Below are 12431 nucleotides of genomic sequence, written 5' to 3'. Positions count from 1 at the left end.
TGTTTTATAAAATATTATAAAGAGCGTAGCTTTTTATATTGTGATTTATATATACACCTTAATATTATGCTACTTATAGTAATCAAAATAATTATTAATATTGCACAATGGAAGAAAAAATCCTGTGGAAGGATCGTTATTATTGGATCGTATTCAATATCAAATAACCAGTAATCATTTTTAAAGAAAATATGATGAAAAGCAGTGAAGCTTTTATCGAAATTAATTAAAAAGGGTATAAGTAATATTATAGGTACGATAATAAGAAAAATGGAACTAGTTAACAAGTATCTTATTGTTTTGTGTCTCTTATTTATGATTATACCTATAATACTTATTAATATGGAGAAAAATAGCATTACCTTAAGATTATCAAATATTATTTTAACTTCCTTAAAATGAATTTTACCATTATTGGATGAAGGTAGCGTTGGAAGAGTGAATTCTTCAATTTTATTTTGAGTTAAATATGTGATTACATAGTCATAATTAGTCTTTAGTTCCTTTTTATTTAAATTAGAAGATTCTTCAATTTTTAAAACATCAATATCCATATAGTATAATGGTTTAAAAAGCAAAGTAAGATTTATGCTTAAAATTATAAAAGAAAAAGTAAAACTTAAGATAAAAAACGTTTTGAATGAAAATTTAATAAGCGTTTTTACATTTCTGAAAATGGAGTCTCTAAAAAAATAGTTATTAAACCATTTATATAGACTATTCATAAAATCACCTCTATTAGTGATTTTAACAATAAATCAAAATATATTCAATGATAATAAAAATGTGCTAAAATTATAATTTCATTAAAAAGTAAGTAAACAAGAGAAAAACTATATAATGCAGTGATAACTAAACATAATATAGTTTAGTTGCGTATAAATGGTATAATATATGGAATAGGTGAAGTTGATATTATAATGATTATTAATTAAAATATTAGGTATAGAACTCATTAGCACTCAGATGTGATGAGTGCTAACAAAAACAACAAAAATATATAAGGAGGGGTTTAAAATGAATATTAGACCACTTAGTGATAGAGTGTTAATTAAAAGATTAGAGGCAGAAGAAACTACAAAAAGTGGAATACTTCTTGCAGGAGCTTCAAAGGAAAAACCACAAGAGGCTGAAGTAGTTTCAGTAGGACCAGGAAAAGTTGAAGATGGGAAAGTAATTAAAATGGAAGTTAAGGCAGGGGATATAATATTATTCTCTAAATATTCAGGAAGTGAAATAAAATATGATGGTATTGAGTATATCATATTAAAGCAAGATGAACTATTAGCTGTAATTGAAAAATAACATTAACGTAATAATAATTAAATAATAATTGATAGTAAATGATTATTTAATCATTAGCGTCGTATAGGAGGGTTTAAAATGGCTAAAGATATATTGTTTGGAGAAGAAGCAAGAAGAGCTATGCAAAGAGGTGTAGATAAACTTGCAAACACTGTTAAAATAACACTCGGACCTAAAGGAAGAAATGTTATTTTAGATAAAAAGTTTGGATCACCATTAATAACAAATGATGGTGTTACTATAGCTAGGGAAATAGAGCTAGAAGATGCATTTGAAAATATGGGAGCACAACTTGTTAAAGAAGTTGCTACAAAGACAAATGATGTAGCAGGAGATGGTACAACTACAGCTACATTGCTTGCCCAAGCTATAATAAGAGAAGGTTTAAAAAATGTTACAGCTGGTGCCAATCCAATGTTAATAAGAACTGGTATAAAAATGGCTGTAGATAAAGCTGTTGAAGAAATTAAAAAATCTTCTAAACCAGTTAATGGTAAGGAAGATATATCGAGAGTTGCTGCTATATCAGCTAGTGATGAAGTAACGGGAGCTCTAATTGCTGATGCTATGGAAAGAGTAGGCAACGAAGGTGTTATAACTGTAGAAGAATCAAAATCTATGGGAACAGAACTTGATGTTGTTGAAGGAATGCAATTTGATAGAGGATATTTAAGTGCATATATGGTTACAGATGCAGAAAAAATGGAAGCAAATCTTGATGAGCCATATATTTTAATAACTGATAAGAAAATTACTAATATACAAGACATACTTCCAATACTTGAGCAAATCGTTCAACAAGGCAAAAAGTTATTAATAATTGCTGAAGATATTGAGGGTGAAGCTTTAAGCACATTAGTTGTTAATAAATTAAGAGGAACTTTTACTTGTGTAGCTGTTAAAGCACCAGGTTTTGGTGACAGAAGAAAAGAAATGCTTCAAGATATAGCAATCCTAACTGGAGGAGAAGTTATATGCGAAGAATTAGGAAGAGAACTAAAAGATGTTACTGTTGACATGCTTGGAAAAGCAGAAAGTGTTAAAATATCTAAAGAAAACACTACTATAGTAAATGGCAAGGGTGAAAAAGATACAATACATGATAGAGTTTCCCAAATTAAAAAGCAAATTGAAGAAACTACATCAGATTTTGATAGAGAAAAATTACAAGAAAGACTTGCTAAACTTGCAGGCGGAGTAGCTGTAATAAAAGTTGGAGCTGCTACTGAAACTGAATTAAAAGAAAAGAAACTCCGAATAGAAGATGCTCTTGCAGCTACAAAAGCAGCAGTTGAAGAGGGAATAGTTCCTGGTGGTGGAACAGTTTATATTAATGCTATTTCTGAGATTGCAAAATTATCATCAGATACACCAGATGTTCAAGTGGGTATTAACATAATTAAAAGAGCATTAGAAGAACCATTAAGACAAATAGCTACAAATGCTGGCGCTGAAGCTTCAGTTATAATAGAAAAAGTAAGAGAAAGCGCTGGAGAAAATGGATATGATGCTTTACGTGGAGAAATGGTAAACATGATAAAAGCTGGGATTGTTGATCCAACAAAAGTTGTAAGATCAGCACTTCAAAACGCAGCATCTGTTGCAGCAACATTCTTAACAACTGAAGTTGCAGTTGCAGATATTCCAGAAAAGAATTCAGCACCAATGGGTGGCGCACCAGGAATGGGAATGGATGGAATGTACTAAAAATAATTTGAACAATAATTATTATAAATAAAGTATATTCAAATAAAAAATTAACTAGGGTTTTGCCTTAGTTAATTTTTTTATTTTGTTAAGCCTTATAATTATGTTTCTAGTATGTTCGCGAACTAGTTCATGAACATACTAGAAATATTCATTGACAAATGCTTAAACATTAACTATCATTATTGTAATAACAAATTCAAAGAACAATTACGCTACTCATATATACCTTGAATATGGCAAGGAGTATCTACCGGAAGCCGTAAATTTCCGACTATGAGTAATCTTAGTATGAGCTTATTTTTGGCATGCTAATTTTACTTTAGTTAAGGTAGGATTAGTATGCCTTTTTATACTTTATACCTTATTTTAAAATATCGTATATATAAATATTCTTATGCTAATTATAAAGACGAATGTAAAATAAAATTGTGAAAGGGTGTTAATTAAATGGCAAAAATATTAAAACAAGCATATACTTTCGACGATGTATTGCTAGTTCCCAATAAGTCTAAAGTATTACCTAAGGATGTTAGTTTAGTTACTTACCTTACGAAAAAAATAAAACTTAACATACCTTTAATGAGTGCTGGTATGGACACTGTTACTGAGTCTAGAATGGCTATTGCTATGGCTAGAGAGGGTGGAATAGGAACTATACATAAGAACATGAGTATTGAAAACCAAGCTATTGAAGTGGATAGAGTTAAAAGACAAGAAAATGGTGTAATTACAGATCCATTCTTCTTATCTCCAGATAATATTTTAGAAGATGCATTAGCACTAATGAGTAAATATAGAATATCAGGAGTTCCAATTACAACAAATGGTAAATTAGTTGGAATAATCACTAATAGGGATATAGTTTTCGAAACTGATTATAGTAAGAAAATTAAAGATATAATGACAAGTGAAAATCTAATTACTGCATCAGAAGGAACAAGTATGCAGGAAGCTAAAGAACTTCTTAAAAAACATAAAATAGAAAAGTTACCTTTAGTAGATAGCGAAAATTATTTAAGAGGACTTATTACTATAAAAGATATAGAGAAAACCATAAAATTTCCGAATGCTGCAAAGGATTCTAGAGGAAGATTATTATGTGGTGCAGCTGTTGGTGTAACTGTAGACATAGCGGAGCGAGTAGCAGCCTTAGTGAAAGCTGGAGTAGATGTAATAACTATAGATACAGCTCATGGACATTCTTTTGGAGTAATGGATGCAGTACGAAAAATAAAAGCTGTATACCCAGAACTTCAAATAATAGCAGGGAACGTTGCTACGAGTGAGGCAACCAGAGATTTAATTGAGGCAGGAGCGGATTGTGTAAAAGTAGGGATAGGTCCTGGATCAATTTGTACTACAAGGATTGTAGCAGGAGTAGGAGTTCCACAACTTACAGCAGTTATGGATTGCGTTGAAGAGGGGAATAAATATGGAGTTCCTGTTATTGCAGACGGCGGCATAAAATACTCAGGAGATATAGTTAAGGCATTAGCAGCAGGTGCTAAAGTGGTAATGATGGGTTCTATGTTTGCAGGCTGTGAGGAAGCTCCAGGTGAAATGGAAATCTATCAGGGAAGAAGCTATAAGGTATATAGAGGCATGGGTTCTCTAAGTGCTATGGCTTGCGGAAGTAAGGATAGGTATTTCCAAGAAGGAAATAAAAAGTTAGTTCCAGAAGGGGTAGAAGGAAGAATACCTTTCAAAGGAAGTGTTATAGAAACTATATATCAGATGATAGGCGGTATACGTTCAGGAATGGGATATTTAGGTTCTGAAACGCTAGAGCAATTATTTGAGACTTCAACCTTTGTTGTCCAAACATCAGCAGGGCTAAGAGAAAGTCATCCACATGATGTGTCAATTACAAAAGAAGCGCCAAATTATAGCGTGAACAACTAGTACAGATGAGAATAGATAAAATATATATAAATAGCTAAGTATAAAGCTTAAGTGTACAGGAGGAAAAACATTGATTAATAGAGAATTAATTTTAGTTGTTGACTTTGGTGGTCAATATAATCAACTTATTGCAAGAAGAGTTAGAGAGAATAATGTTTATTGCGAAATAATACCATATACATCTTCTGCCGAAAAAATAAAAAACATGAATCCAAAAGGAATAATATTCACCGGCGGACCAAATAGTGTATACGCAAAAGGTGCTCCAAAGGTTGAAAAAGAAATATTCGAACTAGGTATTCCTATTTTGGGAATATGTTATGGTGCTCAACTAATGGCTCGAGTATTTGGTGGAGAAGTTATAACACCTGATGTTCGAGAATACGGAAAAGTAGAAGTTGACCTATGCAAAGATGCTACTATTTTTGCAGGAATAGAAAAGAATCAATGCTGGATGAGTCATACAGACCATATTTCTAAAGTACCAGAAGGATTTGATATAATTGCAACTACTAAAGATTGTCCAGTAGCTGCTATGGCGAGTGTTTCTAAAAAACTCTATGGAGTTCAATTTCACCCAGAAGTAAAACATACTCTTTTTGGTGAAGAAATGATTAGAAAGTTCCTATATGATGTTTGCGAGGTTAAAGGCGATTGGTCAATGTCATCTTTTGCGCAGGAAAAAATCAAGGCTATAAAAGAACTAGTTGGAGATAAAAAAGTACTTTGTGCTCTTTCAGGAGGCGTAGATTCTTCAGTTGCGGCAGTGCTTGTACATAAAGCAATAGGAGATCAGTTAACTTGTGTATTTGTAGATCATGGCCTTTTAAGAAAAGATGAAGGCGATCAAGTTGAAACAATATTCAAAGGCGAATTTAAAATGAATATAATAAGAGTTAATGCCCAAGAGAGATTCTTAGGTAAGCTTAAAGGTGTAAGTGATCCAGAGAAAAAGAGAAAGATAATTGGAGAAGAATTTATAAGAGTTTTTGAAGAGGAGTCTAATAAACTCGGACAATTAGATTTCCTTGTTCAAGGAACAATATATCCGGATGTAGTTGAAAGTGGTACTGCTACTTCAGCTACTATAAAAAGTCATCATAATGTTGGCGGACTTCCAGAAGATATGCACTTTAAACTAATAGAGCCTTTAAGAGAATTATTTAAAGATGAGGTTAGAGCAGTAGGAGAAGAGATTGGAATTCCTCATTACTTAGTGTGGAGACAACCATTCCCAGGACCAGGTCTCGCTATAAGAGTACTTGGAGAAATAACACCTGAAAAATTATTTATAACTAGCGAAGCAGACGCAATATTCAGAGATGAAGTAGCTAAAGCTGGACTTGAAAGTGAAATATGGCAATACTTTGCATGTCTACCAAACATCCAATCTGTTGGAGTTATGGGAGACGAACGAACATACTGCCATACAGTTGCCCTAAGAGCTGTAACTAGTTCAGATGGAATGACTTCAGATTGGGCTAGAATACCATATGAAGTGTTAGATATAGTTTCTAGAAGAATTGTTAATGAAGTTAAAGGAGTAAACAGAATTGTTTATGATGTAACTTCTAAGCCACCTTCAACTATTGAGTGGGAATAGGTATGAACGTTGTTATACCTATATATATTAATGAAATAAGTTAATTAAAGGTGTTTATGAAATATACTATTAAATTAGTATTTCATAAACACCTTTTTTTATGTTTTTCAATAGAAGTATGGGATATAAGTTTAAAACAAGAAAAATATTGTAGCTCCGTAGGAAATGATTTAATTGATATATAGTAAGGTAATTATAAAACATAATATATATTAAATTGTGGCATAATAATTTTATAAATATTAGAGAGCAATAACAAAATGTAATATATCACCAAAATGAGTTAATAAGAAATTATTCGAAAAGTAAATAGATAAGAAAAGGGTGTGAAAAAAAATGAATAAATTAGAAACATTAATAGATGCAGGATATAAGATAGAAATTCAGTCAAATGCTAAATTTTGTTTGATTTTGCAGGATACAATCCCTTGTGTGAGTTTTAATGCGGATAATGTAGAGGAAGCTATTGATTCAGCTTATTACTTTGTAAAAGAGCTGAAAACAGGGGCAGATAAAACTGAAATCGAAACAGAAACACAAACACAAACATCAAAGCAAACAAAGGATCATAAAACTATAATTGATATACCGCAACCACAAGAATTAAAAATTGATGAAGATATACTTAATGGAGAATTTAAGATGACGACTACTATTAGATTATATTCAGAAGTTTGGGGGGCGTTTAAAGATTTTGCAGAGACATATAAAGAGTATAAAAGTATGGATTTAGTTAGCATGGCACTTCTAGAATATATTGAGAAATACAAAGAATAATTATCCTATAATTAGTAATTAGCATATAAAGTGGTTTGGCTTAGGCTGAACCTTTTTTTATTGTGCGCCCGGCATGGGCGCAATCTAATGGGTGAAAGTCCCTAGCACGGGTTAATAGTGCCAAGTGCATAGCTTAAGACAAGGGTGTCCATCGTGAGATGGAATCTGAAGGAAGTTGGCGGCCAAACTCCGGTCTGACGAACAGAAACTACATATAAGGCATATGCTTGTGGGTAAGTTTGCAATACAAAACGAAGCCCAAAACTATTCGAAACAAGTGGTGTAAATGTAGCAGATAGATGGAGTGAAAGATTGCGTTCTTACCCGGGGAGATCTGATAGGTAAGTTGTGGATATGAATTTAGAAATAACAACCCATACAGTGATGTATGGCTGAACTATCAGAAGTCAGCAGACGTCATAGTACCATGCAAAACGCGTTAGCGTGGGAAGGACTGAACAATAGGAGGTTTGGAATTTTGAAGGATACGAGAAAATATGATAAAAGCAGACAACTTCATAAAGAAGGCTCTCTACGAGAGAATAGAGTGGAACTCGAAGGTAATGTAGAAGTGCATAGTATTTCCTCTATGTCAGAAGAAGGAAGAAACGATGTGAATGAATATGATAATGGTTTACTCGAGCAGATATTATCGAGAGATAATATGAATAAAGCATATAAAAGAGTAAAAGCCAATAAAGGAAGTCATGGGATTGATGGTTTGACAGTAGATGAACTTCTACATTATCTAAAAGAGCATGGACAAGAATTAAGGCAATCATTATTAGAAAGTAGATATAGACCTCTAGCCGTAAGAAGGGTAGAAATACCAAAACCTGACGGTGGAATTAGGCTACTTGGAATACCTACTGTATTAGATAGAGTTATTCAACAAGCGATATCACAAACTCTAATACCAATATATGAAAAGAAATTTTCTGATAATAGTTACGGTTTTAGACCTTTAAGAAGTGGAAAACAAGCTGTTGAAAAATGTAGGGGATATATTAATGCTGGACATACATGGACGGTGAATATAGACCTTTCTAAATACTTTGATACGATAAATCATGATAAATTAATAAGGATACTATCGGAAGATATTAAAGATAGTAGAGTAATTTCTCTGATACGAAAGTATCTACAAAGTGGAGTGATGATAAATGGGGTATTTATGAATACAGAAGAAGGAGCACCTCAAGGCGGGCCTTTGTCCCCATTATTAAGTAACGTAATGTTACATGAACTCGATGTAGAACTAACAAAACGAGGACTAAACTTTTGTAGATATGCTGATGATGCGAATATATACGTCAAAAGTGAGAAATCAGCAAATAGAGTAATGAAGAGTATTACGAGATTTATTGAGGAAAAGTTAAAGCTTAGAGTGAATAAAGAAAAGAGTACAGTAGATAGACCTTGGAAACTTAAATTTTTAGGATTTTCATTTTACCGAGCAAAAGGTGAATACAGAATGAGAGTTCCTCAAAAACCTATAATCAAATTCAAAGCAAAGCTAAAAGAATTAACTTCAAGAAGTAATGCGATGAGCATGAAATATAGGTTTATGAAACTTAAGCAAGTGATAGTTGGATGGATAAATTATTTTGCTATTGCAGACATTAAAAGTATTCTTAAAACACTTGATGAATGGTTAAGGCGAAGAATTAGAATGTGTTTTTGGAAACAATGGAAAAAGATTAAAACAAAATATGGGAACCTTGTTAAATTAGGAATACCAAACAATAAAGCTTTGCAATATGCAAATACAAGGAAAGGCTATTGGAGAACATCCAATAGCCCTATATTAAACAAAACATTGACCAATAAATACCTTAAAAATATAGGATTAGTTTCTATATCTGAGACATATTTATTAAAACATTAATTTCTATTGAACCGCCGTGTACCGAACGGTATGCACGGTGGTGTGAGAGGTCGCTAAATAAATTAATTATTTAGCTCCTACTCGATTTAAATTAGGGAATTAGAGAAAGGGAGAATTATTATGGTTAATAAGACAATTATTACTATATTTATTGGCATAACTGGTGTAACATAAGAGATAAAGATAAAGTGTTTTTACCATTTTATCAGTGTGATGACTCTAGAAGTAAAAAGGCAAGTACTGGTGTTGGCCTAGGGCTGAGCATTGTTAATTTGGTAATAGAGAAAAATGAGGGTGGTAGAATAAAATGAAATTAGTACTTAAAGATATAGAAAAGAGTTATGGAGAAAAACAGGTGTTAAAAAAAGCATCATTTACATTTGAAAAAGGAAGAATATATGGACTTTTAGGAAGAAATGGAGCAGGTAAAACAACCCTTTTTAATTGCATAAGTGGGGAAACTAAATATGAGGATGGTAGCGTGAGTATAGTAGAAGATGGACAAGCATCAGTGGAAATAGATTATAGTAAGGTAGGATATGTTTTTTCAGATCCAGTGATACCAGAGTTTTTAACTGGATATGAGTTCTTAAAATTTTATATTGATATTAATAAGGAGAAAATTGAAAATTTGCTTACAATAGATGAGTATTTTGATATTATAAAAATTAAGGATGAAGACAGATATAGGTTGATGAAGGGATATTCCCATGGAATGAAAAACAAAATGCAAATGGTTTGTCTTTTAATAACTAGACCTGCTGTAATTTTGCTAGATGAGCCCTTAACCTCTTTTGATGTAGTGGTGGCTCTAGAAATTAAAAATTTGTTAAAGAAAATGAAAAGTGAGCACATTATTATTTTTTCTACTCATATTCTTCAGCTGGCTACAGATTTATGTGATGAAATATTGGTTTTAAATAATTGTATTTTAGAAGAAGTGGATAGTGAGGTTCTAAAGAGTCCTGAATTTGAAGAGAAAATCATGGAGATTTTAAAGGAGGGAGGAAATGATTAGTACATTTATAAATAGTTTTAAGGTATCTTTTGCAGAGCAGGCTAATACTTTTATATATTTTCTTAAAAGGATACCAATTTTGGGTAAAAAAATTCCTGAAAATTTGTATAAAAGAACCCATGCTAAACTGGTTATAGGGATTATACGTGAAATTTTAGGAGTGCTAGGTGGGTTTATAGGAAAAACTATATATTTAGGTGTAATGATTATTTTGCCATCCTATTTAATGACTAAGGATATAGCAAAGTTACAACCTTATTTTTTACATATTCTTTTCTTTTTAAGCTTTATTTTGGGACCAGTTATGAAAAATGTAATTTTTGATAAAACCAACAAAGCGGCCTTTAATATGATAACACTAATGAGAGCTGACGCAAGAGAATACTATCTTGGAGAAATAGTATATAAAAATATAACAGACTTTATATACTTTGTTCTTCCAGTAATAATTATAGGTTTAATAATAGGATTTTCACCATTAAAAGCTATGGTGCTTGTAGCGGAAATAATAGCATTTAGATTGATAGAAGAAGGGCTACAGCTTTTTATATATGATAAGACAGAAATAATACAAAAACATAAAGATTTATTTATGTCACTAGTAATCATAGGAGGACTTGTCCTTGCCTATGCACTACCTTTATTAAGAGTTACTATTGATTTTAATTTAATATTATTCAATGCTTTAGTGGCGATTATTGTATTAATTCTAGGCGTGGCAGCTTTTATATACTTATGGAAATTTAAGAAATATACTTTAATAGCAAAAGATTTATTAAATAAGGATAGTTTATTTGATGTAGAGGCTATTAGAAATCAAGCGACTTTTTCAACTGTGAAATTGGATGAAAAGAGAATGAGTAAGGAAGAATTAAATACAAAAAAATATGACCAAAAGAAGGGCTATGAATATTTAAACTCATTATTTTTTCTTCGTTTCAGAAGAATAATGGTAAAACCTGTAAAGGAAAGAGTCGTCTTTATAGGTTTTATATTTTTAATTACCATGTACTTTGTGATTTTTATGCCGAGTAAAAGGGTGGATATAGTGAACATAATTAAAAAAAGCATTCCCCCATTGGTATTTATAATGTACAGCATGTCAACGGGAGAAAGAATTTGCAAGGCTATGTTTTTTAATTGTGATGCAAGCCTATTAAGACAAGGCTATTACCGAGAGGCAAGTGTGATTTTATCCAACTTCACTTCAAGACTTAAGAGGGTAGTTATTCTTAACCTGATACCGGCTTTAACTTTATGTTCTGCTATAATTTGTATTATACTAGCTAGTGGTTATAGCTCCCAGCTTATTGGAATGATACCACTATTTTTGTGTATTATTTGTTTGGCTTGTTTCTTCTCAATACATCATTTGTTCATGTACTATGTATTGCAGCCTTATACAGCAGGGTTAACAGTGAAAAGTCCCTTATTTAAAGTCGTAAACATGGTTATGTATATCGGTAGCTATACGTGTCTTCAAATTAAGACGACTTCATATTATTTCACAGCAGGGATTATTATAACAACTATTGTATATATGGTAGTTGCGTTGATTTTAACATATAGAGTAGCGCCAAGAACTTTTAAGTTAAAATGGTGATAATATAAGCAAAATCGCTGGGCGAATAAATATATTACTGAATTCTTAAAAACATGCACACTTTATGGATAAATTGCATATAATACAATTAGTTTATTTAATAAAATAGGGATACCAGAGGACACAACAGATTAAGAATTAGTAGTAAAAAATAGATAGTACGCATAACTATCTATTTTGTTTTTTTATCATCCTTATGAACTTCGATACCAAATTCTGTTTCGGACTGATCAGGTAGTTTGGTACGCGCTTTTATATTAAAACTTATTCTATCTTTTGAAAAAAATACTACTGCGGAAGTTATACCAAGAACAGCTATTGAGGTAATACAAAACAGCTTGAACATTTGGGTAATCTCCGACATTTAATTCTCACCTCCCTTAATTTTTATTCCTTAGGTATCCCATAAAATAGGGAGGTGATAAATCTGTTGTGAAAATACCAATTACATAAAATTGATGTAAATATATGGTATAGTTATAATATATACCTTTAATAATTTTAATTCAATATTTACTATAATACAATAAAATACAAAAAATGCACTCTTAAGTAAACAAAAAGGATATGTTGCACAGAAAGCATCTTAGCAACATATCCTTTTGGTTATAGCATAATCAAAGAA

Annotated in this window: 10 protein-coding genes and 1 riboswitch; of the genes, 8 read left to right on the top strand and 2 right to left on the bottom strand. The window is 31.6% G+C overall.

The features are described from left to right. Positions 1–14: 14 nt before the first annotated feature. Positions 15–725 carry a TIGR01906 family membrane protein gene (locus ACWJJ2_RS11365; RefSeq protein ID WP_220287507.1) on the bottom strand — a complete coding sequence of 237 codons (711 nt, stop codon included), beginning with the start codon at positions 723–725 and terminating at the stop codon, positions 15–17. Between the two features lie 292 nt (positions 726–1017). Between ACWJJ2_RS11365 and ACWJJ2_RS11360 the strand changes: the two genes are divergently transcribed. The 8 genes from ACWJJ2_RS11360 to ACWJJ2_RS11325 all read left to right on the top strand — a co-directional run bounded on the left by ACWJJ2_RS11360 (position 1018) and on the right by ACWJJ2_RS11325 (position 11806). Beyond that, entirely contained in the window at positions 1018–1305 is a 288-nt protein-coding gene (locus ACWJJ2_RS11360) for a co-chaperone GroES (protein ID WP_165412565.1), read from the top strand. 78 nt (positions 1306–1383) lie between these two features. Further along, a complete protein-coding gene (gene groL, locus ACWJJ2_RS11355) occupies positions 1384–3012 on the top strand; it encodes a chaperonin GroEL (protein ID WP_165412564.1) in 1629 nt (542 codons plus the stop codon). A 199-nt stretch (positions 3013–3211) separates the two neighbouring features. Next, a riboswitch (purine riboswitch) is annotated at positions 3212–3309 on the top strand. A 153-nt stretch (positions 3310–3462) separates the two neighbouring features. Then, the gene (gene guaB, locus ACWJJ2_RS11350; RefSeq protein ID WP_165412563.1) at positions 3463–4917 is read left to right on the top strand and encodes an IMP dehydrogenase; all 1455 of its coding nucleotides are present in this window, start codon (positions 3463–3465) and stop codon (positions 4915–4917) included. Positions 4918–4990: 73 nt separating this feature from the next. After that, entirely contained in the window at positions 4991–6520 is a 1530-nt protein-coding gene (guaA, locus tag ACWJJ2_RS11345; protein WP_216302343.1) for a glutamine-hydrolyzing GMP synthase, read from the top strand. A gap of 336 nt (positions 6521–6856) precedes the next feature. Next, the gene (locus ACWJJ2_RS11340; protein ID WP_462953270.1) at positions 6857–7297 is read left to right on the top strand and encodes a hypothetical protein; all 441 of its coding nucleotides are present in this window, start codon (positions 6857–6859) and stop codon (positions 7295–7297) included. A gap of 478 nt (positions 7298–7775) precedes the next feature. Continuing rightward, positions 7776–9185 (top strand): group II intron reverse transcriptase/maturase, encoded by a 1410-nt coding sequence (ltrA, locus tag ACWJJ2_RS11335; RefSeq protein ID WP_462952630.1) that lies wholly within the window; start codon positions 7776–7778, stop codon positions 9183–9185. Positions 9186–9492: 307 nt separating this feature from the next. Then, on the top strand, positions 9493–10203 hold the full coding sequence (locus ACWJJ2_RS11330) for an ABC transporter ATP-binding protein (protein ID WP_165412561.1): 711 nt from the start codon (positions 9493–9495) through the stop codon (positions 10201–10203). Next, positions 10196–11806 carry a hypothetical protein gene (locus tag ACWJJ2_RS11325; protein ID WP_462953269.1) on the top strand — a complete coding sequence of 537 codons (1611 nt, stop codon included), beginning with the start codon at positions 10196–10198 and terminating at the stop codon, positions 11804–11806. The genes ACWJJ2_RS11330 and ACWJJ2_RS11325 overlap by 8 nt, the downstream gene beginning before the upstream one ends. Positions 11807–11978: 172 nt before the next feature. Here ACWJJ2_RS11325 and ACWJJ2_RS11320 read toward each other — a convergent pair whose 3' ends face one another. Further along, complete coding sequence (locus ACWJJ2_RS11320; protein ID WP_165412559.1) at positions 11979–12170, bottom strand: hypothetical protein; 192 nt, start codon at positions 12168–12170, stop codon at positions 11979–11981. Positions 12171–12431: the final 261 nt, after the last annotated feature.

The organism is Clostridium sp. CM039 (assembly GCF_055081075.1).
The sequence above is the reverse complement of the archived record's forward strand: the minus strand, read 5'-3'. Positions and strand labels throughout refer to the sequence as shown.

Coding starts and splice junctions, on each gene's coding strand:
- ACWJJ2_RS11365 (WP_220287507.1), bottom strand. CDS start 725: ATGAATAGTCTATATAAATGGTTTAATAACTATTTTTTTAGAGACTCC.
- ACWJJ2_RS11360 (WP_165412565.1), top strand. CDS start 1,018: ATGAATATTAGACCACTTAGTGATAGAGTGTTAATTAAAAGATTAGAG.
- groL (WP_165412564.1), top strand. CDS start 1,384: ATGGCTAAAGATATATTGTTTGGAGAAGAAGCAAGAAGAGCTATGCAA.
- guaB (WP_165412563.1), top strand. CDS start 3,463: ATGGCAAAAATATTAAAACAAGCATATACTTTCGACGATGTATTGCTA.
- ACWJJ2_RS11340 (WP_462953270.1), top strand. CDS start 6,857: ATGAATAAATTAGAAACATTAATAGATGCAGGATATAAGATAGAAATT.
- ACWJJ2_RS11330 (WP_165412561.1), top strand. CDS start 9,493: ATGAAATTAGTACTTAAAGATATAGAAAAGAGTTATGGAGAAAAACAG.
- ACWJJ2_RS11325 (WP_462953269.1), top strand. CDS start 10,196: ATGATTAGTACATTTATAAATAGTTTTAAGGTATCTTTTGCAGAGCAG.
- ACWJJ2_RS11320 (WP_165412559.1), bottom strand. CDS start 12,170: ATGTCGGAGATTACCCAAATGTTCAAGCTGTTTTGTATTACCTCAATA.